The 23527-nt window shown below is 37.8% G+C and carries 27 protein-coding genes and 2 tRNA genes; 16 read left to right on the top strand and 13 right to left on the bottom strand.

The window, feature by feature from the left end; all coding sequences use genetic code 11:
* A complete protein-coding gene (locus GQR39_RS07225; protein WP_165735223.1) occupies positions 1-798 on the bottom strand; it encodes a hypothetical protein in 798 nt (265 codons plus the stop codon).
* Positions 799-947: 149 nt separating this feature from the next.
* On the opposite strand from GQR39_RS07225, the gene GQR39_RS07220 reads away from it, so the two are divergent.
* The 3 genes from GQR39_RS07220 (at position 948) to GQR39_RS07210 (ending at position 3426) form a co-directional block, all read left to right on the top strand.
* Positions 948-1340, top strand: a complete 393-nt coding sequence (locus GQR39_RS07220; RefSeq protein ID WP_024589167.1) for a hypothetical protein — start codon at positions 948-950, stop codon at positions 1338-1340.
* 118 nt (positions 1341-1458) lie between these two features.
* Positions 1459-2862: a M28 family metallopeptidase gene (locus GQR39_RS07215; RefSeq protein ID WP_165735222.1), complete on the top strand. Its 1404-nt coding sequence runs from the start codon at positions 1459-1461 to the stop codon at positions 2860-2862.
* Between the two features lie 117 nt (positions 2863-2979).
* Positions 2980-3426: a DUF4826 family protein gene (locus tag GQR39_RS07210; RefSeq protein ID WP_165735221.1), complete on the top strand. Its 447-nt coding sequence runs from the start codon at positions 2980-2982 to the stop codon at positions 3424-3426.
* 62 nt (positions 3427-3488) lie between these two features.
* On the opposite strand, the gene GQR39_RS07205 is transcribed toward GQR39_RS07210, so the two are convergent.
* From GQR39_RS07205 to GQR39_RS07150, 12 genes are all read right to left on the bottom strand, one after another.
* Positions 3489-3947: a GNAT family N-acetyltransferase gene (locus GQR39_RS07205; protein ID WP_101216240.1), complete on the bottom strand. Its 459-nt coding sequence runs from the start codon at positions 3945-3947 to the stop codon at positions 3489-3491.
* Positions 3948-4098: 151 nt separating this feature from the next.
* Positions 4099-5259, bottom strand: a complete 1161-nt coding sequence (locus tag GQR39_RS07200) for a cupin domain-containing protein (protein WP_165735220.1) — start codon at positions 5257-5259, stop codon at positions 4099-4101.
* An 88-nt stretch (positions 5260-5347) separates the two neighbouring features.
* Positions 5348-6718, bottom strand: a complete 1371-nt coding sequence (purB, locus tag GQR39_RS07195) for an adenylosuccinate lyase (protein ID WP_024589170.1) — start codon at positions 6716-6718, stop codon at positions 5348-5350.
* Between the two features lie 31 nt (positions 6719-6749).
* Positions 6750-7352: a high frequency lysogenization protein HflD gene (gene hflD, locus GQR39_RS07190; protein ID WP_024589171.1), complete on the bottom strand. Its 603-nt coding sequence runs from the start codon at positions 7350-7352 to the stop codon at positions 6750-6752.
* Positions 7352-8452, bottom strand: a complete 1101-nt coding sequence (gene mnmA, locus GQR39_RS07185) for a tRNA 2-thiouridine(34) synthase MnmA (RefSeq protein WP_007375708.1) — start codon at positions 8450-8452, stop codon at positions 7352-7354. The genes hflD and mnmA overlap by 1 nt, the downstream gene beginning before the upstream one ends.
* 196 nt (positions 8453-8648) lie before the next feature.
* A complete protein-coding gene (locus GQR39_RS07180) occupies positions 8649-9095 on the bottom strand; it encodes an NUDIX domain-containing protein (protein WP_165735219.1) in 447 nt (148 codons plus the stop codon).
* Entirely contained in the window at positions 9088-9774 is a 687-nt protein-coding gene (locus tag GQR39_RS07175; protein WP_007580204.1) for a pseudouridine synthase, read from the bottom strand. Before GQR39_RS07175 ends, GQR39_RS07180 begins: the two co-directional genes overlap by 8 nt.
* Positions 9774-10103 carry a TusE/DsrC/DsvC family sulfur relay protein gene (locus GQR39_RS07170; protein WP_165735218.1) on the bottom strand — a complete coding sequence of 110 codons (330 nt, stop codon included), beginning with the start codon at positions 10101-10103 and terminating at the stop codon, positions 9774-9776. Before GQR39_RS07170 ends, GQR39_RS07175 begins: the two co-directional genes overlap by 1 nt.
* Before the next feature lie 3 nt (positions 10104-10106).
* A complete protein-coding gene (locus GQR39_RS07165; protein ID WP_007580209.1) occupies positions 10107-10373 on the bottom strand; it encodes a DsrH/TusB family sulfur metabolism protein in 267 nt (88 codons plus the stop codon).
* Positions 10370-10726, bottom strand: a complete 357-nt coding sequence (gene tusC, locus GQR39_RS07160; RefSeq protein WP_165735217.1) for a sulfurtransferase complex subunit TusC — start codon at positions 10724-10726, stop codon at positions 10370-10372. The genes GQR39_RS07165 and tusC overlap by 4 nt, the downstream gene beginning before the upstream one ends.
* On the bottom strand, positions 10723-11076 hold the full coding sequence (gene tusD / locus GQR39_RS07155) for a sulfurtransferase complex subunit TusD (RefSeq protein WP_165735216.1): 354 nt from the start codon (positions 11074-11076) through the stop codon (positions 10723-10725). Before tusD ends, tusC begins: the two co-directional genes overlap by 4 nt.
* Positions 11077-11131: 55 nt before the next feature.
* Positions 11132-11797, bottom strand: coding sequence for a Bax inhibitor-1/YccA family protein (locus GQR39_RS07150; RefSeq protein ID WP_007580214.1), 666 nt, complete (start codon positions 11795-11797; stop codon positions 11132-11134).
* A 251-nt stretch (positions 11798-12048) separates the two neighbouring features.
* On the opposite strand from GQR39_RS07150, the gene GQR39_RS07145 reads away from it, so the two are divergent.
* From GQR39_RS07145 to GQR39_RS07085, 13 genes are all read left to right on the top strand, one after another.
* Positions 12049-12139, top strand: a tRNA-Ser gene (locus tag GQR39_RS07145).
* A gap of 83 nt (positions 12140-12222) precedes the next feature.
* A tRNA-Ser gene (locus GQR39_RS07140) sits at positions 12223-12313 on the top strand.
* A 370-nt stretch (positions 12314-12683) separates the two neighbouring features.
* Entirely contained in the window at positions 12684-13580 is an 897-nt protein-coding gene (locus GQR39_RS07135) for a LytTR family DNA-binding domain-containing protein (protein ID WP_232783783.1), read from the top strand.
* Between the two features lie 118 nt (positions 13581-13698).
* Entirely contained in the window at positions 13699-14511 is an 813-nt protein-coding gene (locus GQR39_RS07130; protein ID WP_165735215.1) for a CPBP family intramembrane glutamic endopeptidase, read from the top strand.
* Between the two features lie 13 nt (positions 14512-14524).
* A complete protein-coding gene (locus GQR39_RS07125) occupies positions 14525-14770 on the top strand; it encodes a hypothetical protein (protein ID WP_165735214.1) in 246 nt (81 codons plus the stop codon).
* A 174-nt stretch (positions 14771-14944) separates the two neighbouring features.
* Positions 14945-15325 (top strand): hypothetical protein, encoded by a 381-nt coding sequence (locus tag GQR39_RS07120; protein ID WP_165735213.1) that lies wholly within the window; start codon positions 14945-14947, stop codon positions 15323-15325.
* Positions 15326-15453: 128 nt separating this feature from the next.
* Complete coding sequence (locus GQR39_RS07115; protein WP_007586917.1) at positions 15454-15912, top strand: GAF domain-containing protein; 459 nt, start codon at positions 15454-15456, stop codon at positions 15910-15912.
* A complete protein-coding gene (locus tag GQR39_RS07110) occupies positions 15912-16190 on the top strand; it encodes a hypothetical protein (protein ID WP_002961910.1) in 279 nt (92 codons plus the stop codon). The genes GQR39_RS07115 and GQR39_RS07110 overlap by 1 nt, the downstream gene beginning before the upstream one ends.
* A 15-nt stretch (positions 16191-16205) precedes the next feature.
* Positions 16206-16856 carry an RNA chaperone ProQ gene (gene proQ / locus GQR39_RS07105; RefSeq protein WP_007586916.1) on the top strand — a complete coding sequence of 217 codons (651 nt, stop codon included), beginning with the start codon at positions 16206-16208 and terminating at the stop codon, positions 16854-16856.
* A gap of 26 nt (positions 16857-16882) precedes the next feature.
* Positions 16883-18907 (top strand): carboxy terminal-processing peptidase, encoded by a 2025-nt coding sequence (gene prc / locus GQR39_RS07100; protein ID WP_165735212.1) that lies wholly within the window; start codon positions 16883-16885, stop codon positions 18905-18907.
* Positions 18908-19088: 181 nt separating this feature from the next.
* Positions 19089-20552 carry a Na+/H+ antiporter NhaC gene (gene nhaC, locus GQR39_RS07095; protein WP_007586912.1) on the top strand — a complete coding sequence of 488 codons (1464 nt, stop codon included), beginning with the start codon at positions 19089-19091 and terminating at the stop codon, positions 20550-20552.
* Between the two features lie 47 nt (positions 20553-20599).
* A complete protein-coding gene (pepN, locus tag GQR39_RS07090) occupies positions 20600-23194 on the top strand; it encodes an aminopeptidase N (protein WP_165735211.1) in 2595 nt (864 codons plus the stop codon).
* Positions 23195-23416 carry a DUF2835 family protein gene (locus tag GQR39_RS07085; protein ID WP_010552655.1) on the top strand — a complete coding sequence of 74 codons (222 nt, stop codon included), beginning with the start codon at positions 23195-23197 and terminating at the stop codon, positions 23414-23416.
* Positions 23417-23527: the final 111 nt, after the last annotated feature.

Genomic DNA, 23527 nt, shown 5'->3' with positions numbered 1-23527 from the left:
TTATTCAATGTGGTAAATGCTGTTAATACTTTTATAAAGGTTTGGCGCAAAATTTATAAACACAGGTGAGTTTTGTATTTCATCAACGTTTATGTGCATTAATGTTTGCTGGCTTAGTATGATTACTATATTTTTGTACTCGTTAAACTCTATTATCGCTAAGCACTTAAAATGTTGCCTTAAAAGTACTAAAAGCATTTGCAGCTCTTTGCCAGTTTGCGGGTTTAAATTAATGATTACTTGAGTACTTGGCTCACTACAGCGGTTTATGTTTTGCCAAAAGCTATCGCTGGTTAAAAAAGGCTGATGATATTCACCACTAAAAATATCGATAGTGATTACGTTAAAGTGATCAGTGCATTGGGTAATATATTGCTCGGCGCATTGTAAATAGGTGCTGTGCTTAATTGGTAACTTAAAGTGCTGGGCAGCAATTAAGGCAATGCTTGGGTTTATTTCTACCGTGTTAAATGTATTGATGGTGTTTATGTAAGGCGTATTACTTTGTAAGTGATACATAATTCGCTCAAACCCTGCAGTGCCCAAGCCTAAATTTAATATATTTAGTGTATCTACCGGTTTAAGTAAAAATAACATCATACACTGGTTTACAGGTACTATTACTTGCTCAGGGTGTATAAGGTTCATAACGCCCTGAATTGTAATGTCTTCATTGGCTTTTTGTGCAAGCGTTAACCAACGGTATTCTTTATTTTGATACACGCATACGGGGCCGTATGCACTTTGCTGCGACTCAATAAGGTTACTTTTAATTGTATCTTCTTTTAGCTGACGCATAACTTAAACTATTAATATATACACAATGACAGTGTGCCACGAAAAACACATTTTTTTATAGATTATTGTGTAACAAGGTTTGTAATTTAACCTCTAAATATAATATTGTATTAGCAATTAATTACTTAGACGTTATTCAAGGATTGAAAATGAGAACATTTATTTGCGCTGTTCATTTTGTGTGTGCTCAGTGGATGAAAAAATTAGACTCAAGAAATAAAAATACGGCCATCAATGCTGCAGCATTGTTAGCCATGATATCTACTGTATATAGTTTTCTTTTAGCTATGACGTTTGACATTCACTACTTAGATAAAATAATCAGTACTTTTAAGCAAAACCCTTTACTTATTGGTGCTCTATTTTACGCAATCGTAATTGGAATTGTGTTTTTAATTTTGGGTGATTTTAACGGTTATAGAAGTAGAGTTAGATCTTGTATAAATAAAGGGAGCTTTAAAAAATATATTTTAGGAATAAAGCTGTGGATGTTTGGGTTAATTCCTATGACCGGTATTATGTTGATTGTACGACTCAATTAACTCTCTAAGTATTACTATAACTGCGCTTTAGCGTGCTCCTTTCTACATCTACCTCAAATGTATTGCCATAAAATCTTAGTTAAGTAATGGTTACACTATAATAATTAGGAGCTAATAGATGCTTAAAACACCTTTGAAAATCACAACAACGTTACTCAAATTTACTGCAGTTGCAGGCGCTTGCACACTTGCATTATCAGCACATGGTGAAACGCAATTACAATATACCGACCAACAAAAGTTACACGATATAGCAAGTGAAGTGTCGGCTACCCGTATCGGTAGTGACATTCAAACGCTGGTGGATTTTGGTACTCGCCATACGCTTTCAGAGACTAAATCGGATACTCGAGGTATTGGTGCGGCTAGGCGTTGGATAAAAAAAGAATTTGAAAAAATATCTGTGCAGTGTGGTGGTTGTCTGGAAATTATTGAAGTAAAGGACACTATATCGGGCGAAAAACGCATTCCTAATCCTGTTGAAGTGGTTAACATAGTGGCTATTCAACGTGGGTCGAGCGAGCCGAATCGCATGGTGATGATGTCGGGTGATATAGATTCACGTGTAAGTGATGTTATGGACTTTACGAGTGATTCACCGGGTGCTAACGATAATGCATCGGGCGTGGCAGGAGTAATTGAAGCAGCTCGCGTTTTAAGTAAATACAAATTTAATGGTTCGGTAGTTTACGCGGCGCTTTCGGGCGAAGAGCAAGGTTTGTTTGGCGGTAAAATATTAACGGCTTATGCACAAAAGCATAACTGGCAAGTTCATGGCGTTTTAAACAACGATATGATTGGCAATATTACCGGTATTAATGGTGTAACTAATAACACGACTGCACGTATATTTTCAGAAGGTACCCGTGTTGTAGAAACAAAAGAGCAAGCTAATACTCGGCGCTTTACAGGTGGTGAAGTCGATTCTGCGAGTCGTAATTTAGCTCGCTACATAGATACTATTGCTGACAGATATATTCCTAATTTAGATACAATGCTTGTATATCGATTAGATAGATTTGGCCGTGGTGGGCATCATCGTCCATTTAATGATGCAGGTTTTGCAGCAGTGCGTATTATGGAAACTAACGAGCACTACGATCGTCAGCATCAAGATTTACGCACTGAAAATGGTGTTGAGTATGGCGATACCATTGAAGGTGTTGATTTTGATTATACGGCTAAGTTAACTTCACTTAATGCGGTAACGATGGCGTCTATGGCGTGGGCACCCGCACCGCCAAAAGAAGTTAAAATAAAGGGCGCTGTTACAGCTGATACGTCGTTTTCATGGCAAGAAAGCAGTGATGAAAATATTGCTGGCTATAAAATTTATTGGCGTTACACGAGCGAGCCGCAATGGCAGTTTAGTAAATACGTTGGTAAGGTTTCACAGTACACACTTAAAAACGTAGTGATTGATAATTATTACTTTGGTGTAGCCTCTGTTAGTAAAGACGGTGTTGAGTCTCCAGTAGTTTTTCCGGGTGATGTGGGTTCGTTTGATCACAATATAAAATAATAGTTTGGCTAAAAACACAGCAAACAGAGCGCTTTAAGGTGCAAACGACCTTTTTATACTTGCACCTTATTTACTAAGCCCTTAGAGTGTTAAAAAAGAAGTAAAAGGTTATTAAAAATGCAACAACAAGAAAAAAAGCCGTTAACAGCAAAAGAGCAAGTTATAGCTGATGAGCAAAGAATGCAGTGGCAACGCGAATGTTTTCAAGCAGCGCAAAAACATTTAGCCGAAAAGGGCATTATGCCAAAATCAGTAGTTGATAAAGACAGCCGATTTTTAGCACCACTTTGTGCAATGTGGAAATTTAAAGCCCAAAACGGTAAAACATATTGGGTAGTAACAGGGCGCTTACCTACAGATCATGCTGAAGTAAGTGCAGCTACAGATGCTCGCGATGCAATGCGTTATTTTTCATTGCAGTGGCAATTAAAAGCGGATCAAATTATGAGTACAGGCGCGCGTGATAAAACGCAGGTAGATTTTGCTAACTTACTTATAAATAGAGCACATGGCTTGTACGAAATGTATGATAATGAACCACTATGGGCAAATGAACCAAAGTAACTACAGTTTGGGTTAAGTAAAAAAGTAGAGGGTGATAGCTTATTTATTGCCCTTTTCTTTATCTAATGGACAAGTGTGAAGGGAGTTGTATTAAACGCCGAAACAGAGCATTGCATACGTTGCCTAGGAATTCCCGCCTCCATAAAAACATTTCCTTGCTGAATAAAGCCATTTCGCTTAAAACGCTCTACCTCATTTAAAATACAATTAATGCTTACTTCTTCTATACCTTGGTTGGAAGCTAATTCAACAATAAAGTTGAGAAGCGATTTATATACTTTGCGATTACGGTGCTCGGGTAATACCGCTATTCTGCCGATTAAGCCATCTTTACATAATCTACCCGTTGCTATTGGGCAGTTTGCATCGTCTGTTACAAGTACATGTAATGCAATTTTATCTAGGCTATCAAACTCGATGTGTTTGGGGATATGTAACTCGTAAACAAAAACTCGCTCTCGAATTTTTTGTAGCATATCTTTTTTTATATCCCATTCAACCTTATCAACCAGATAGCCCATTGCAAACTCCTATTGATAGCCAATTAAAATGAGTAAGCAATCACAGCAAAATTATTTAAGCCAATATCAGGTGAAAATTAAAATTTTTAACTAACCTGTATACATAATATTTTACGCTGCAAAATGCTCACCATTATTAATAAAATTGGTATTATTGCTCTTGGTCTATATTAAACCAAAGCCCCTCATTAACAAGTGTAGTAAAAGTTTGAGTAAAAACTAAACTTGGGTTTGTTAAATTTAATGCTGAACTTTCAAATTCAGTACTATCGGTAAGTAGTTTTACCGCCGCTAAGTCAGTTAATGGCATAGCGTAATTTTCACCGTTTACACTTAATAACACTTCGGTATCGAGTTGCTGATAAATAGCACGCGTGCCACCTAAACGCTCAAACACAGTTTCTTCATCACTTAAATCATCGCTTATTTGCTCAGGTGTAAATGGAGGTTCTACTGGTGCTAAATCCATTTCATGTTTGGGCTGACTAAGCGTTGAGCCTAACCATTGTTTAAATAAATCGTCATTTTCTAAAAGTGCCGCCATCAGTGTTTTAACTTTATCAACTTCAAGGTTTGTAAGTTCACCTTTTGACTTTCTTAGTGTGATGTTGTGATCGGTATAACGTTTTTGTCCGCTTTCGGTATCAATAATATGATCGGCAAAGCTCGACAATAAATCTTGTTGATTTGGCGCTCTAAAACCAACTGAATAATTTAGTGCGTTTTCTACAGCGTAACCTTCGTGAGGGCACCCTGGTGGAATATACAAAATATCGCCAGGTTCTAATATGCAATCTATTACGGCTTCAAAAGGTTCAACTTGTAGTAATTTTTTGTTTTGAGCAAACTGCTTAAGTGTTGGGTCGGGTAAGCCTACACGCCAATGACGTTTACCTTCGCCTTGAATAATAAATACGTCGTATTGGTCTAAATGTGGACCAACACCACCATTAGGCGTTGAATAGCTGATCATTAAATCATCTATGCGCCAGTTGGGAATAAACCTAAATGGTTCTAGCAGTTGTGCAGCATCGCTATGCCAGTGATCAACTGCTTGCACGAGTAAAGTAGAGTGATCGTCTGTTAACTGCTCAAAGTCTTCAAATGGACCTTGGTGCGTTTGCCAATCATTTTTATGATTGGTGATAATACGTGACTCTATGCTTTCTTCCATTGCTAGGCCGGCAAGTTCATTAGCATCAAGCGGGTCTTGAAAATTAGCAAAACCTTGTTTGATTAAAAGCGGCTTTTTTTGCCAAAAATGGCTTAAAAACTCTTGCTCAGACAAATTATTTATTTTTAATTGATACATACATTATGCCTACTAGTTAGTGCAATGGGGTTAAAACAAAAAAAGCGAAAGGATGATCCTTTCGCTTTTTTAAAGAGTAATTTAGTTTTTAAACTAAATCATCAATAAACTCAACAGCACGACCAATGTAATTAGCAGGTGTTAGTTTTTTCATTTCTACTTTAGCGTGCTCAGGAAGGTCTAAACCATCGATGAAGTCAGCCATTATTTCTTTGTTTACACGTTTGCCGCGTGTTAAATCTTTAAGTTTTTCGTATGGCTTTTCAATACCATATTTACGCATAACTGTTTGAATCGGCTCGGCTAGCAATTCCCAGTTTTGATCAAGCTCGTCAGCTAAACGTTGCTCGTTTACTTCAAGCTTACTTACACCTTTAAGTGTTGATTGGTATGCAATAATTGCATAACCCATACCTACACCTAGGTTACGTAATACGGTTGAATCAGTAAGATCACGCTGCCAGCGAGAAACTGGTAATTTTTGTGCAAGATGAGCAAAAATAGCATTTGCTAAGCCTAAGTTACCTTCTGAGTTTTCAAAATCAATTGGGTTAACTTTATGTGGCATTGTTGATGAGCCAATTTCGCCAGCAATTGTTTTTTGCTTAAAGTGATTAAGGGCAATGTAACCCCACATGTCACGGTCAAAATCTAACAATATAGTGTTAAAACGTGCAATTGCGTCAAACAATTCTGCAATATAGTCATGCGGTTCAATTTGTGTAGTAAATGGGTTTAGTGTTAAGCCTAAACTTGATACAAATTTATCTGCATGTGTATGCCAGTCGTAATCTGGGTATGCGCTAAGGTGTGCGTTGTAGTTACCTACAGCACCGTTAACTTTACCTAGCATCTCTACTTGTGCAATTTGCCCGCGTTGACGCTTTAAACGCATATATACGTTAGCAAACTCTTTACCCATAGTTGATGGTGTAGCTGGTTGTCCGTGCGTACGAGTCATCATTGGGATTGTTTTGTATTCAATTGCTTTAGCTTTAATTGCGCTTAAAAGTTCATCGCAATAAGGAAGTAAAACATTTTTACGCGCTTCGCTTAGCATTAAACCATGAGATAGATTGTTAATATCTTCTGAAGTACAAGCAAAGTGAATAAATTCGTTTATTGCATGAAGCTCACTGTTATCGGCGACTTTTTCTTTTAGTAGGTATTCAACCGCTTTAACATCGTGATTTGTAGTGCGTTCTATATCTTTCACGCGTTGTGCATCAGCTTCACTGAAGTTATCTACAATGGCGTTTAGAAGTGCATTAGCTTCTTCGCTAAATGCAGGTACTTCTTTAATATCGCTTGCTGCAGCTAACGCTTGCAACCAACGCACTTCAACAATTACGCGGTATTTGATTAAGCCAAATTCGCTGAAAATACTGCGTAGTTCAGTGGTTTTGCTGCCGTAGCGACCATCCACTGGAGAGATAGCCGTTAACGCTGAAAGCTCCATAATAACTCCTAAATTTTAGTTTGAACGATAGTTAAATTTTTGTTTTAGCAATGGCGAGTATTTTTCTTTTTGCAAAGAAAAAGTGACGGCGTTTACCGCCCATTTGTCGCCATAATACTGCACTTCTAATGCCGGCTAATAATAACGCACGGATTTTATTTTGAGTGAGCTGCTGTTTTAATAACTCGGGTTTGCCATAAACCTGTATTCGGTGCCCAAGGGGGCTCAGCACCGACGAGTATATATCTGCTAAACCGGCAACAACGCTCTCATCGGTAATAGCAAAGTGGTCTAAACGACGATGAATATCATCAATTCGTTTACCTAATTCGTTTAAGCTTTTGTCGTTTGCACTTAGTGCTCGCTCAAGCTGCATTAAACCACCTACGTACTTTACAATTTCAACATCTTTTTGAGCGCCTGCGGTTAGCTGCGCCATTAAGGTTTTGTAACCATCACGTAAGTTGTCAGTACCTTGGTAAACATCTTCTGGCGATGCCGGAGATGTTTGAATAATGCTTGAAAGTAAGATTTCTAAATCATGTTCGTTATTGTTGCCGTACTGGGCAATTTTTTGAACTTGTTTAGCAGCCTGGCACATGGCGGCAAGCGCCATGACTTGGTGTTCATTCATTACTTAATCACCGAGTCAATAATACCACCACCTAAACACACATCTTCTGCGTAAAATACGGCAGATTGACCAGGTGTAACTGCTTTTTGTGGCTCGTCGAACAATACGCGGGCCATGCCGTCTTCACCTACAAGTAGGGTGCAGCTTAAGTCTTCTTGGCGGTAACGCGTTTTTACTGTGCAGCGAGTGGTGCCTTTAGGGCCAATACGGTCTACCCAGTGAAGTTGGTTTGCGTTAAGACCGTTGCTGTATAGGCGAGGGTGATCTTTACCTTGCCCCACAATAAGTACATTTCGCTCAAGGTCTTTATCTACTACGTACCAAGGCTCACCAGAACCTTCCTTCATACCACCAATTAACAAGCCTTTGCGTTGTCCAAGTGTGTGGTACATTAAGCCTTCGTGCTCGCCTACGTTGTTACCGTCTGTGTCTTCGATAACGCCAGGTTGTGCTGGTAAGAACTTTTGTAAAAAGTCTTTAAATTTACGCTCACCAATAAAGCAGATACCTGTGCTGTCTTTTTTATCGTGAGTGATTAGGTCTTGTTCTTCTGCTATGCGGCGTACTTCTGGTTTTTCGATATCGCCTACAGGGAATAACGTTTGGCCAATATGTTCATGGCTTAGAGTATACAAGAAATAGCTTTGATCTTTATTGTTATCAAGTCCGCGACACATTACGTATTTGTCATCGCGAAGCTCACGGCGAACATAGTGACCCGTTGCAATAAAGTCAGCACCGAGTGCTTGCGCAGCAAATTCTAAAAAGGCTTTAAATTTAATTTCTTTGTTACACATTATATCTGGGTTAGGTGTACGACCTGCTTTGTACTCTGCTAAAAAGTACTCAAATACATTGTCCCAATATTCTGCTGCAAAGTTAACTGTGTGAAGCTCAATGCCTAATTTGTCGCACACTGCTTGCGCATCTTTTAAATCATCAGCGGCAGCACAGTATTCATCATTGTCGTCTTCTTCCCAGTTCTTCATAAACAGGCCTTCTACTTGATAGCCCTGTTGTTGTAATAAATATGCAGATACAGAAGAATCAACACCGCCGGACATGCCAACAATGACTTTAATGTGACTATTTTCGCTCATGAATAATTTCGCTTATACAGATTGCTGTTAACTTGGAAAGGCCGCGATTATAGCATGTATTTTGTTTGTGCTTAAAGAGCGTAGGGCAGCAAAGGACATAATTTGTCACTATTTTATTTGTATAACAAATAGCAAAGAGAACTTAGAGAAATTAAGCGGTATATTTTTGTACTTTTATTTATACAGTTCAACCGTGTTATTCGTCATCATCGAAAATGATATCCAAACTCGTTGGTTGCTTGTTTATACTGTCCGTTATGCACTTTAATACTAAATGACTCCTAAGAGGCAGTGCTTTAATTTGCTCAAGAGTATGCCAATCAGCAGAAATAATATCAGTATCGATGGGGTGTGGTATTGGTGTTTTATCATCAACTTCAAAGATAAAGCAAAACCGTAAGTAATGTACGCCATTAGCAGCATGCAAATTATACACACCTAAAAAGCCGACTGGCTCAAGCGCTAAGCCTGTTTCTTCAAGTAGCTCTCTGCTTGCGGCTTGTGCAAGAGTTTCGTTTTGTTCTAAATGACCAGCAGGTTGATTGTAACAAACCTGCTGTGTAAATTTATCGCGCTCTTTTACAAGTAAAAACTCATTTTGCTTTTTTACTATTGCCGCAACTGTTACATGCGGTTTATGCATCAACTACACCCTTAATTACTTTGTATTCACCACAATTAATATCATCTAACGTATAGTTGCCAATACTGTAGCGAATAAGGCGAAGTGTAGGGTGGCCAATATGCGCGGTCATTCGACGAACCTGTCTGTTTTTACCTTCATTAATTGTAATACTTAGCCAAGTGGTAGGGATTGCTTTTCGCTCGCGTACAGGCGGATTACGCGTCCAAATTGTAGGTTCATCAATTATTTTAACGTTAGCGGGGAGTGTAAGCCCGTCTTTAAGTTCTACGCCATTGCATAAATCATTAATTGATTCACTCGTTGGTTCACCCTCAACTTGTGCCCAGTAGGTTTTATTCGTCTTTTTATCAGGTGCCGTTAGGGTGTTTTGCAATTTTCCACAGTTTGTTAAAAGTAATAAACCTTCACTGTCTCTGTCTAATCTTCCTGCTGCGTAAACTTCTTTAATAGGTATAAATTCAGCGAGAGTTTTTCTGTCTGCGTCATCCGTAAATTGGCATAGCACGTCAAACGGCTTGTTGAATAACACAATTTTTCTGTCTTTAGATGCTATTTGCGGCTTTATTTCTCTTTTACCAGATGGCGTTTTGTTAAGTGCACTGCGTGAATAAGTACGGCCTGTACTTCTTTTTGGCTTGGATTCAGTTACTTGATTATTGCCTGATTTAGATCTCATTATATGCACCTAGCTGGTTTTGGTAATCCGGCAATTTTTGTTGCTTGCTTAGCAGGGCCTTTAGGGAATAATTTATATAAATAAAGGCTGTTTCCTTTGTCTTCACCGAGTGCTTTAGCCATTGCTTTTACAAGCATCCGAATTGCTGGGCTGGTGTTATATTCAATATAAAAATCACGAACAAAGTTAATGACTTCCCAGTGTTGAGCGCTAAGGGTAATGTTTTCTTGGATAGCAATTACAGGTGCAAGCTCCTTTGACCACAAAGTATGGTCAAGCAAGTAGCCTTGTTTGTCGGTTTCAATCTGTTGGTTGTTAAATTCAAGCATGAGTTACCACGTAATTGATTGATTAGTTGATAAAGTGAGTGCTACAAAGTCTTCATAGCTAATGGCTTTATCGTTATCTGTTAATTTTATTGCACGTACTTGCGCGTCTTGTTCAAGTATTAACAGTGTATCTGCAAATTGCCTAAATTGTTTTTTTGCAAAGCAGGCATCACCAACAAGTAGCACGTTATCGTCTGATAAAATTAAGTTCTCTAGCTGATTTGCCGAATAATAGTTAAGCGGCTTAGAAAAAATATGTAATGTACTCATAAATTCACCACATGTTGCTGCGCTTTAATTAATGTTTGTTGTTGGCTAAAGTTGAGTGCTTTTGCCTCTATGAGTAAATCATGTTTATTTAAACCATAATCAAGCAATGACTTTTCACACACGTAGATGTTTTCAACATCATAGATTTCGAGTGCTTTAATGTTTTTAAAAAAATCTTTTAAGCCAATATTGTTTGGTTGTTGATGTTTTTTTAAAGCCAAAACGGCGGGGCCGCTAAACAACCAACTCACATTTTGGTCAACGGCAGCAAATATCAATGTCATATCAAGTGCATCACGAATATTTAAATCGTCAAATGGACTGCACTGACTCATTACTAATACGTTTATCATTTAAATTGCACCCATTTATCAGCGTCGCTTGCAAGCATTGCAAATTCAGCTAGCCCTGCGACTGCAAATACACCTGTGTTTTTAATATCTAACCCGCGTTTTTCAGCGGCGGTAACACACAGCATTAAATTTAGTTTTCGATCGGCGAGTTGCTGCCAAAGTGCTGAAATTTGAAGTTCGTCTGAGGATAAATCAAAGTGGGTAGATGCATGATAAATACCTTGCTGGTATAAAAAAACAGCATCAATGGTGTGCCCTTGGGCTAAACATGCATTCGCAAACTTAACTAACCTTTGCGTTGTATCGTGATCGGATGGTGGTGTATGTAATGAAAGAACAAAACGTGACAAAACAATTCCAATAAAAAAGCCCCAATTAAGGGGCTATTTTAACAGAACTATTTAATTAGTCATCACTTGCGCCAAGTAGAGCAAGTAAAGACGTAAATAAGTTATATACGCTTAGGTATAAAGACACTGTTGCGCGAATGTAGTTGGTTTCGCCGCCATTAATGATTCGGCTTGTATCGAATAAAATCAAACCAGACATGATCAATACAACAGCCGCATTAAGCACCATAAACATAAGTGAACTGCCAACAAAAATATTAACAATGCTAGCTACAATCACAACGATTAAGCCAACCGTTAAAAAGCCACCCATAAATGAGAAGTCTTTTTTAGTGTTCAGTGCATAAGCAGATAAACCAAAAAAGATAAGCGCCGTAGAACCTAACGCTTGCATAATAAGCATTGGGCCATTAGGCATTGCAGCATAATGGTTAAGCAATGGACCTAAGCCTGCCCCCATTAAACCTGTGAAAGCAAACACCCAAAATACACCAGATGCTGTATCTGCTTTTTTATTTACAACAAATAATAAACCGAACGAAACAAGTGTAAACACAATTCCCATAAAGTAAGGTAATTGTAGTGCCATTGAAATACCGGCTGTAACAGCACTGAATGCAAGTGTCATAGCTAGTAAAAAGTAGGTGTTTTTAAGTACCTTGTTTGTTTCAATGGTAGACATTACCGGTTTCGCGGTATTGTACGATTGATTAAACGCCATTGTAGAGCTCCTTTAAGTGAAACGTGTGTGTTTCGATAATTTAACTAAAATTAGATTACCAACTCTTATATGTTTGGGCAAACCTTTGTAGATCAATAGAGTTAAATATTTAAATAAAAGAGTATTGACGGCTAAATTAAAAACACTTTGTTCTAACTTTAGACAAATTAATTGTTTTTTAAGCACTTAAACAATTAATTAAAAAAAAAGCTTCACAAAAGGGATGGGTTTCCCTATTATGCAGGCCGTGCGGAGAGATGGCAGAGTGGTCGAATGCACCGGTCTTGAAAACCGGCATGGGTTTATAGCCCATCTAGGGTTCAAATCCCTATCTCTCCACCACTTATTTAATAAGTGTGTGGTAATTAAAGTATCATTCATTTAAATAGTTATTAGTACACTCTTACTTTTAACTTAGCAGTATCGGAGAGATGGCAGAGTGGTCGAATGCACCGGTCTTGAAAACCGGCATGGGTTTATAGCCCATCTAGGGTTCAAATCCCTATCTCTCCACCATATAACAAAATAGCCCGCTAATTTAGCGGGCTTTTTTGTGTTTGGAACAAAATCAGTGCACTTATATCAATCCGTAATAATACTTAATCATTTTGCGGGGCTAAACGTGTCGCTCCCTGCATTGAAAAATTCTCATTTAGAACAACTAATAGCGGATTTTTTGCCTAGCTATCAACACGTTTTTCCGCCCTCAAAATAGACCACTTAATTAAGCGAATTGGTATTACATGTTTTATCTCTCATTAGTAAAATCTTAAAAGCAGATAGAATTGCTCACACACCACCTTCTGCTGTTAAATAACGTTGATGTTCTCTTCCTTTTTTTGTTTTTAATAAAACTACCATCACAAAAAATTTTAAATGAGTTGGAATGCACATATTAATGTGTGCTATTTTTAAACATTGGTGGATTAAAGGTATGCAAAATAGGATGTTGTGGCTCAAAGATGATCTAGATTCGAGAAAGTTAGTTGTATATCGTGCCGTCATGTTTTCGTTTATAGCGCTTTTTGTACTTTTTGTATTTCAACCTTTTGGCACTTCAAGCGATACCGAGTCTTACAAGTTTCTGCGGCTTTTTGGCTATGGGTTAGTAACCTTTTGTGCTTTGCTATTGTCAGGATTCATAGAAATAGTGTTACTTAAGTTTAAGCTAAGTAAATTAAGCCGTTTAATTATTATTCCTGTCACATATATTTTAATTACTGCGTTATTCAATCATGGGTATTTTGTGGTTGCTGTACTTGGGTCTTGGCATTGGCAGAATCAATTACTTTTTGTAGGGTATATTTTTTGTATTGGTGTATTTCCTCTTATTTTTTTACTTGTGGTAAATAGGCATGTAATAGATTTAACTAAGCCAAGTACAGTTAGCGTCGTTCAAGAGCAGTTGAGAGAAGTTGAATTAAAGACAATTACTCTTAAAGGCGATAATAAAAACGACGAAATTAACACGGCTCATCACCATATTTTATTTATTAAATCTTCAGACAACTATTGTGAAATAACAATACTGGAAGGAGCTTCAACTTCACGTAAACTATTACGTGTATCTCTTAGCGGTTTATTAAAGCAGCTTCCAGAAAATACAATTATATTACGATGCCACCGTTCTTATGCGGTCAACCTGCAAAACATTCAGCACTACAGTGGTAATGCCGGAGGGTTGCAATTATCGCTGCATACAATTGATATTAAAATACCGGTGTCTCGTTCTTATGTAAAAGTAATAAAAGATGCTTTGTCATTAATCCCAAAAACATGTTAATCCCCCCTAAAACATGGGCTTTATACCTCGTCTTGTAATTGAGACCTAATAAGTCGCTTTGTATTTTTACTATTGCCAAGATTAAGTTGAAATTTACAACTTAACGAGGAAAGTAGATATGAAATACGCTATCAAGGCACTTGTAATAATTTCTATATTTGTATTTTGCCACTATGTAATGAGGCAGTTTTGGGGAGAAGGTTGGTCTAGCTGGTTGTCTGAACTTGATAATCTAACTGGCATTTTATTTACCCCCGCTAAATATACTTTTTTATATGGACCGTTAGTTATTGCGGCTATTATTTTGTTTAAACAAAGTGAGCCTTTTGAATCTATAGGGCTTAATTCTTCTGGTTTTATTAACTATGCACTCGCAGCAATTATTTGTTGTGCTCCTATGGCAATAGGTTATGGATTTTTGAGTGATGAACTTAATCTATCAATACCAGCAATAATCACCGGCTCAGTTTATGCGGGTTTTTTTGAAGAGCTAATTTTTAGGGCTGCATTGTTTGGTGTTTTATTTAAATATTGTAGATGGGGCTTTGTGCCTGCGGCATTAATTAGTTCAGTAATATTTGGCCTGGGTCATATTTATCAAGGTAATGATGCGATTTCTGCATTGATGGCGGTTGCGATCACTACTATAGCAGGTACATGGTTTGCGTGGCTATATTGTGAATGTGGTTATCGTATTTGGTTTCCTATGTGGATGCATATTTTTATGAATGCAGCTTACGGAATATTTGGTATGTCGGGTGGCGCAGTAGGTGATCTACAAGGTAACTTGTTTAAAGCAACAGCCATTGTGTTAAGTATTGTGTATGTTGAGATGCTAATTCGACGAGGAAAGCAGCGCGAAGTTACATTATCAAAATTATTTCAATGCACTAAAAGTGGCCTTTATACGCAACAAGCTAACTTAAATTGATTGGGAAACGACCATGCTAGAACTATTTATTGTAATAACTATATTTAGCTCACCCTTTTTGATTCTTACTATTACTAAACGTTATTTCGCTTATAAAACTACAATAATGGCAGCGCAAGCAAAATTTAAAGGACTGAATAATAATAAGATAACAAAATTAGAGGAACAAACAGCGATGTTGAACAAAAGATTGGCAGTGCTAGAGGAAATAGTAACATCTCGCCACTTTGAGTTATCAAATAAAATAGCTCAGTTATAAGCACTTTGATAAGTATAACCCAAACGTATGAGCCTATTAATTTATTAATAGGCTCATACTGCAATAAGGTTTATTTTTAATCATAAATTACGACCATAGTCTCTATTTCTAAGCTTTAGATCTTGGTGCATGCTTAATACATTAAAATTTATACTCTGTATTAAGGATTATTAGATGAAACATCAACTCGCAAAAAGTGTCGCGCTTTCATTATTGTCCCCAGTAATTATTGGTAGCTTGTTAGGTATTTATTATGCTTTAACATTACAAGGTGATTTTGTTTCTTTATTCTTACAACTTTTTATAACTGCTATCTTAAATGCACATATTGTAGGCTTAACGATGGCGGCCTTTGTTGTGCCAGGGTATTTACTAATGTTTAAGTATTCTAAAGTTAATTATTCAGGTGTATTAACGCTTGGTTTGTTAGGTGGCGCTATATTTAGTTACTTATTAAGTGCCTCAACTGGCGAGATATTTTTGATTAATAGTGTTATGTCAGCATTTGCAGCCGGACTGTTTTTATTTGGTCTTCGCAAATCGGTAAAAAAATAATCGCAGCATTATTAACCAAGCACGCTGATAAACGGTGCGATTTCCTTTTTTTTACCTCCAAAAGGTTCCAATTTTTCACGACAAAGAGTACCTTTAGCTACTGTATGTTTAATAAGAAGTAGTTTGGTATGCAAAAGCACGATTTTTACCAGTCATTAGTTAAGCAAACTGAATCGCTGATAGCTGGTGAATCTAATGTAATTGCCAATTTGGCAAACATAAGCGCGCTGTTATTTACCTCTTTAGAAGATGTAAATTGGGCGGGCTTTTACTTTATGGATTCTCCTACTGAATTAGTACTTGGCCCGTTTCAAGGTAATCCTGCATGCATCCGTATTCCCGTTGGGAAAGGGGTATGTGGAACAGCTGCGGCAACCGCTGAAACACAATTAATTGAAGATGTTCACGCTTTTGACGGGCATATAGCCTGCGATGCAGCGTCTAACTCTGAAGTGGTTGTACCTATCATGAAACATGGTAAAGTATTCGCAGTACTAGACATTGATAGTCCAAGTATTGGCCGATTTGATGCTGATGATAAAGCTGGCCTTGAAGCATTAGTGAAATGCTTAGAGGCGAGCCTGTAATGAAAGATTTGCTAAATGTTCAAGACTACCTATTTGCTGTGCAAGATGTTGGCGACTGGGAAGGCGAAGAAGAGCATGTAGCGGAAACGCTCAATGATTTAATTCATATTGCATGGGATCGTCTTCCAGATGATTCAGAATGTGAATTTATTGATGAAACAATTAATGGTATTTGGGAACACCTTCGGGGTGATATGGCTGTAATAGAAGCCGATTTCGAAGAGTTGGTCGACTGGGTAACACACTACGTCGATTCGTCCCTTGATGAAAAGATGTGAAAAATAGGTTCTAAAATGGAAACCACAAACAAGCTAAAAGATATTAATGAAGTGTTGGAATTTTTATATCAAGAATTCCCACAATGTTTTAAACAAAAAGATGGCATCAAGCCGCTTAAAGTAGGTATTTTTAAAGATATTGCTGAGCGTATTGAAGGGTCTGAAAAAGTAAGTAAGACTCAAGTTCGTCAAGCGCTTAGAAAATACACGTCTAATTGGCGTTATTTAGAAGCTGTGACAAAGTCAGAGTTTCGTATTGATCTTGATGGTAATCAAGGTGAAAAAGTTGAGCAAGAGCATATCGACCATGCACAAAAAGCATTGGAAGAAAGCCGCGCTAAAATGGCAAAACGCAAAAAACAACAGCGTCCTCGCCAAGATTCTGATTCTAAATCTTTCAAGAAAAAACCAGCTCATGCTAGCAAAGCAGGCGATAAAAACGCACCTGCAGCTAACAAACCTGCTAAAGCAGCGCCAGTTAAACGTTCAGGAAAAATTGAACCTTTACCAGCTACTGAGGTCAAGGTTAATAATAAGGTTAAGGTTAAACTTGGCCAAGCACTTGTAAATGCAGTAATCACTGAAGTGAACAAAGATGACGTTCATGTTGAATTAGTGACAGGTATGCAAGTTAAAACCAAAGCTGACAGCTTATACATCGTTTAAGTTGTAAATAAATTAAGGAGTTGTGTATGAGTAAAAAGTTTACGCTCATTCCGTTAGTTGCTGCCCTGTTTTCAGGTTCATTATTTGCTGCTGTAGAAGCCGTTACAATTGACGATTTACCCCAGCTTAAGCAAGAGAGTCAACATGGTACTGCTAGCAAACGAGTGGCTAGCTTATTTGCTCGTTCACACTATACACCGGTTCGATTTAACGATGAGCTTTCTAGTAAAGTGTACGATCGTTATATCGAATCCCTTGATTTTAATAAAAGCGTTTTCTTAGCCAGCGATATTGCTTCTTTTGAGCAATATCGTGATGACTTTGATAACGCTATTACTACCGGTAAATTAGACTTTACGTTTGATATTTTTAACTTAAGTCTTAAACGCCGTTTTGAACGTTACGAGTATTCACTTACTTTACTTGAAAAAGAAATGACGTTTGATAAAGAAGATGAATACTTTTTTGACCGTGAAGATTCAGCATGGCCTGTGTCACAAGCTGAGCTTGATGAAATTTGGCGTGAGCGTGTAAAGTACGACGCACTGCGTTTAAAAATGACGGGTAAAGATTGGGAAGGCATTAAAGAAGTGCTGACCAAACGCTATAAAAATGCAGAAAAACGTTTAGTACAATCTAATTCAGAAGATGCTTTTCAAATTGTTATGAATTCGCTAGCACGTAGTATTGAGGCGCATACGTCTTATTTATCGCCACGTCGTGCAGAGCAATTCAAAATGGATATGGATTTAGAGCTTGAGGGCATTGGTGCCGTACTAAGCCCTGATGAAGACTACACTGTTATTCGCAGCTTAGTGCCGGGAGGCCCTGCAGATAAAACAGATCAAATTAAAGCTGATGACCGTATTATTGGTGTTGCCCAAGATGGCGAAGAATTTGTAGACGTAATTGGCTGGCGTTTAGATGACGTAGTTGATTTAATTAAAGGTCCTAAAGGGACTAAAGTACGTCTACAGTATTTAAAAGGTGTTGACGCTCACGGCGCACCTAAAGTTGTTGAAATCACGCGTGATAAAATTCGACTTGAAGATAGAGCGGCTAAATCAGAAGTATTTGAAGCTAAATACTCTGATTTAACAAGTAAAGTTGGCGTGATTGAAATTCCAGGCTTTTACAATAATCTTTCGAAAGATGTAAAAGTTGAGTTGGCTAAGCTTAAAGAAGAAAAAGTTGATGGTATTATTATCGACTTACGCCAAAATGGTGGTGGTTCTTTATATGAAGCAACACAACTGTCTGGTTTGTTTTTTGACCAAGGTCCAGTTGTTCAAATTCATACCTTAAATAACCGTATTGAAGAGCAAAAAGATCGTGATGGTATAACTTATTACGATGGTCCTTTAACTGTTTTAGTTGACCGTTACAGTGCCTCTGCTTCTGAAATATTTGCAGCAGCTATGCAAGATTATGGTCGTGCAGTTATTATTGGCGAACAAACTTTTGGTAAAGGTACAGTACAACAGCACAAAGGCTTAGGCCGCGCTTACGATTTATATGATAATGCGCTGGGTAGCGTACAATATACGATTGCTAAGTTTTATCGTATTAACGGTGGTAGTACGCAACATAAAGGTGTGATCCCTGATATTTCGTTTCCATCAGCAATCGATCCTGCAGAGTGGGGCGAAAGTAAGCAAGATAATGCACTTCCTTGGGACAGCATTGTTAAAGCGAAATACAAAAAATCAGGTAATTTAACACCTATTATTACGTACCTTGAGAAACAACACGAAGTACGAATTAAATCAGAACCCGAATTTGGTTATGTATTTAATGACATTACCTTATACAACGAAGAGAAAGACCGTAAAACTATCTCTTTAGTTGAAGCAGACCGTATTAAAGAAAAAGATGAAGGTGAAGCACGTGCACTTGTACGTACTAACGAACGTCTTAAGCGTTTAGGTAAAGATCCGGTAGAAAACTTAGACGATTTACCTGAAGTAATTGAAGAGCTTGACCCATTTTTGGAAGAAGCTGCATTAATTACTCAAGATTATATTAATTATGGTCGTATAGCTAAGAAGTAACAACTGGTTTTACCTCTATAAAAAAGGCGCATTAGCGCCTTTTTTACTACCTAAAATTTACTAAATTGTTATAATATTTGATTACATAAAGTTGAGCTAGAACAATCATGCTCAATTAATGCGCTTTACGTGCTAAAAATAATAATTAAACACACAGTAAGTGTGTCTAGGAGTCTCTACTTTGAAGCTATTGGATGACAAACCAATCAAGCCCGCCTCGTTTTTTGATGCATTAATTCCTATCTCTGTATTAATTTGTTTACTTGGTGCTGCAGTTTACTTATTTGGTGATAACTCTTCATCAGGCCCTAACCAAATTGCACTTTTATTTGCTACTTTTGCAGCGGCTTTAATTGGGCTTAAAAACGGTTATACATGGAAAAAATTAGAACAAGCCATGATTGAAGGTATAACGCTTTCACTTGGCGCTATCCTAATTTTACTTATGGTAGGTGCGTTAATTGGCACTTGGCTACTTTCTGGAACTGTACCAACTTTAATTTATTATGGCTTGCAAGTTATAAACCCAAGTTGGTTTTATGCAGCGAGTTGTTTAATTTGTGGCATTGTAGCTATGAGTATAGGTAGTTCTTGGACTACTGCCGCTACGATAGGTGTTGCTTTATTAGGCGTTGCAACGGGTCTTGGACTTGAACAAACAGTTACAGCAGGCGCTGTTATATCTGGCGCGTACTTTGGTGATAAGTTAAGCCCACTGTCAGAAACAACCAATCTAGCGCCAGCAGTTGTAGGCGCTGATTTATTTGAGCATATTCAACATATGCTGTGGACGACAGTACCAAGTTTTGTAATTGCACTGATTATATTTATATTCATGGGCTTTAACGCAACTGCTTCAAGCGAAGCGGGGCGCATTGATGAAATAACGGCTATTTTACAGCAAAACTTTAATATTGGTTTTGAAATGCTAATCCCGCTAATTGTACTTTTAGTTTTAGCGATTAAAAAAATGCCAGCCTTTCCTGCTATCTCTATCGGTGCTGTTGTGGGCGCTGTTTGGGCCATGTTGTTTCAATCTGATTTAATTGCTAGCCAAATTGATGTTTCTCAAGGGCAGCTAGTTGGCTATTTTAAGCTTGTTTGGACGACGTTTTTTGATGGTTTTAGCATAAGTACAGGCGATGACAAAATGGACTCCCTACTCAGTGGTGGCGGTATGTCCGGAATGCTTACAACCACATGGCTTATTATGACTGCACTGATGTTTGGTGCCATTATGGAAAAAACAGGCCTTTTGGATATTTTTGTTAAAAGCATACTTAAAATAGCTAAAAGTACGGGATCGTTAATTGCGGCAACAATAGCAACGTGTATTGGTACTAACGTGATAGCGGCCGATCAATATATTGCAATTGTTGTACCTGGTCGTATGTTTAAAGATGAATATGAAAAACGTGGTTTGAAGCCTGTTAACTTATCTCGTACATTGGAAGATGGCGGTACAATTACCAGCCCACTAATTCCATGGAACACGTGTGGCGCATATATGCAAAGCGTTTTACTAATAAATCCTTTTGATTATGCACTCTACGCTTTCTTTAACTTAATTAACCCTGTTTTAGCGGTGGTTTATGCCTACTTGGGCATTAAAATTTTACGTATTAAGCCAAAACAATCCGCCTAATTTTAAACAGCTCCTTTTAACTTAAAAGGAGCTGTTTTGGAGTATCTATGACTGAATCAAGTAAACCTCAAGCACAATATCTTAAAGACTATAAAGCTCCTGATTTTTTAATTGACCACACAGAGCTAACCTTTGACTTACAGCCATTATCAACCAAAGTAAGCTCTTTGCTAACGCTTACGCGTGTTGGTGATAAAAAAGCACCTTTAGTGCTTGATGGTATTGATTTACGCTTACTGTCTTTATCTATTGATACGGTTGATATAACTGATTATGAAATTATTGGCGAGCAGCTAATAATTAATAACCTACCGGATAGTTGCCAATTAAGTATTGTGACCGAGATATCGCCTGAGACGAATACTTCTTTAGAGGGTTTGTATTTATCTGGCGGTGCGTATTGTACACAGTGTGAAGCGCAGGGTTTTAGAAAGATCACCTATTACATGGATCGCCCTGATGTACTTGCCACGTTTGATGTAACTATTATTGCCGATAAAAAGTATCTACAACTTCTTTCTAATGGTAATCAAGTAGACAGTGGTGAAACACAAGATGGTCGTCATTTTGTTAAATGGCAAGACCCATTTAAAAAGCCGAGCTATTTATTTGCACTTGTAGCGGGCGATTTTGATGTTTTAAAAGATACGTACACGACTAAAAGCGGCAGAGATGTAGAATTAGCATTGTTTGTTGATAAAGGTAATTTATCTAAAACCCCCCATGCTATTGCCTCACTCAAAAAGGCAATGCAGTGGGATGAAGAACGCTTTAATTTAGAGTATGACCTTGATATTTATATGATTGTAGCCGTCGATTTTTTCAACATGGGCGCGATGGAAAATAAAGGGCTAAACGTTTTTAATAGTAAATGCGTATTAGCTAATCAAGAAACAGCCACAGATAAAGACTACCATACGATTGAATCCATTGTAGGGCATGAGTACTTTCATAACTGGACAGGTAACCGAGTTACTTGTAGAGATTGGTTTCAGTTATCGCTAAAAGAAGGGTTGACTGTATTTAGAGACCAAGAGTTCAGTAGTGATTTAGGCTCTCGTGCACTTAACCGAATTGATGCGGTCAAAGTTATGCGGACGCATCAGTTTAGCGAAGATGCAGGCCCTATGGCTCACCCAATTCGCCCTGAGAAAGTTATTGAAATGAATAACTTTTATACAGTAACTGTATACGATAAAGGTGCTGAAGTTATCCGTATGATGCACACATTACTGGGTGAAACTAACTTTCAAAAAGGGATGACGCTTTACTTTGAGCGCCACGATGGGCAAGCAGTTACATGTGATGACTTTGTAAGTGCGATGAGCGATGCATCAGGTGTTGATTTAGAGCAATTTAAACAATGGTATAGCCAATCAGGTACACCGCGTTTAAATGCAATTCAAAAATTTGATAGCAGCTCAAATACATACACTTTGACAATCGAGCAAACAGCGCCAGCTAATCAGCCAGAGAATAAAAAGCTTCATATACCTTTTGCTATTGAACTACTTGATGCCAATGGACAAAGTATTGCTCTGCAATATAAAGGTAAAAAGCTAGATCATGTACTCGATGTAACTAATGCGACTCAAACATTTAGCTTTGATAATATTTTAGAAAAGCCTGTTGCGGTTTTACTCGAAGACTTTTCTGCACCTTGTATTTTAAACCAGCAAACAACAGAGCCCGAACTATTGCATATTATGCGTTTTGCGCGCAGTAATTTTTCACGTTGGGATGCACAACAGCAGCTATTCATTAAGGCGATTAAATCTCAAATCACCGATGCAACGAATAGCGTATTAAGCAGCGAAATTATAAATGCGCTACGTGTACTTATAAACACCAAAGAGGGCGATTTAGCTTTAATTGCAGAGCTGTTTAAATTGCCGAGTTTTGACACGTTAGCTGCTGAATTTGATGTAATACCTGTAGATGACATTATTGAAATAACAGAAAAGTTTGAGCAACAAATTGCTGATGAACTTGCTGATGAGCTGCTTAGTTGTTACGAATCTCTTGAAGATGATGGCAGTATAAGTGCAAGCGCTGTTGCGAATCGTGCTTTAAAGCAAATATGTCTGCACTACCTTGCTAAAACACAAAGTCCAGAAGCTGTAACCTTTATTAAAGAAGCTGCAAGCTCGACTAATATGACTAATGTACTTGGTGCCCTAAGCGCTGTGGTAAAAGCTTCACACCCTGTTAGAGATGAGCTTTTGAGTCATTTTGATAGTCAGTGGCGTCATGATGTTTTAGTCATGGATAAGTGGTTTGCACTGCAAGCTATGCAATCAGGCAGTACTGCTATAGATGATATTAAGGCACTTTACGAACACCCGTGTTTTGATTTTTCAAATCCTAACCGTGTACGTGCACTTGTAGGAAGTTTTAGCCACTTTAATACAGCACAATTTCATCGAGCAGATGCTCAAGGCTATGCGTTATTAGGTGATTTATTAATAAAACTTAATGCAATTAATCCACAAAATGCATCGCGTATGCTAACACCGTTTATGTCGTGGAAGCGTTACGATGATGTACGCTCACAAGCAATGAAACTGCAATTACAGCGCTTAGCCAATTTAGATGGCCTAAGTGCTGACTTGTATGAAAAGGTTGAAAAAGCGCTCGCATAAATGATTGAGTATTATTTTACCTTAAGATTGAGCTATAACGAGTGCATGGATTACTACCATGGCCGTTTTAGCTCTTTACAAGTTGTAGAGGATGGCGGTAAAACAATTCGTTTTGCTGCTACGCATTTGAGGCCCTTCATTTCGAGCTTGGGTGTACGTGGCCGTTTTAGACTCTTATTAACCCCCGAAAACAAGTTCATCCGCCTAGAGCGAGTGGCCTGACGCTCGGTTTTTATGTTATATATACATAAAAATATTGTATTTTTGTTAATTTCAATTTGTCCTATTGTTAAATTACGTGTATAAATTATCTGGTACGACGTCTTACCAATA

It is taken from the genome of Pseudoalteromonas sp. C8, assembly GCF_011378685.1.
Taxonomy (GTDB): Bacteria; Pseudomonadota; Gammaproteobacteria; order Enterobacterales; family Alteromonadaceae; genus Pseudoalteromonas; species Pseudoalteromonas arctica.
This window is presented reverse-complemented; position numbering and strand designations above follow the sequence as displayed.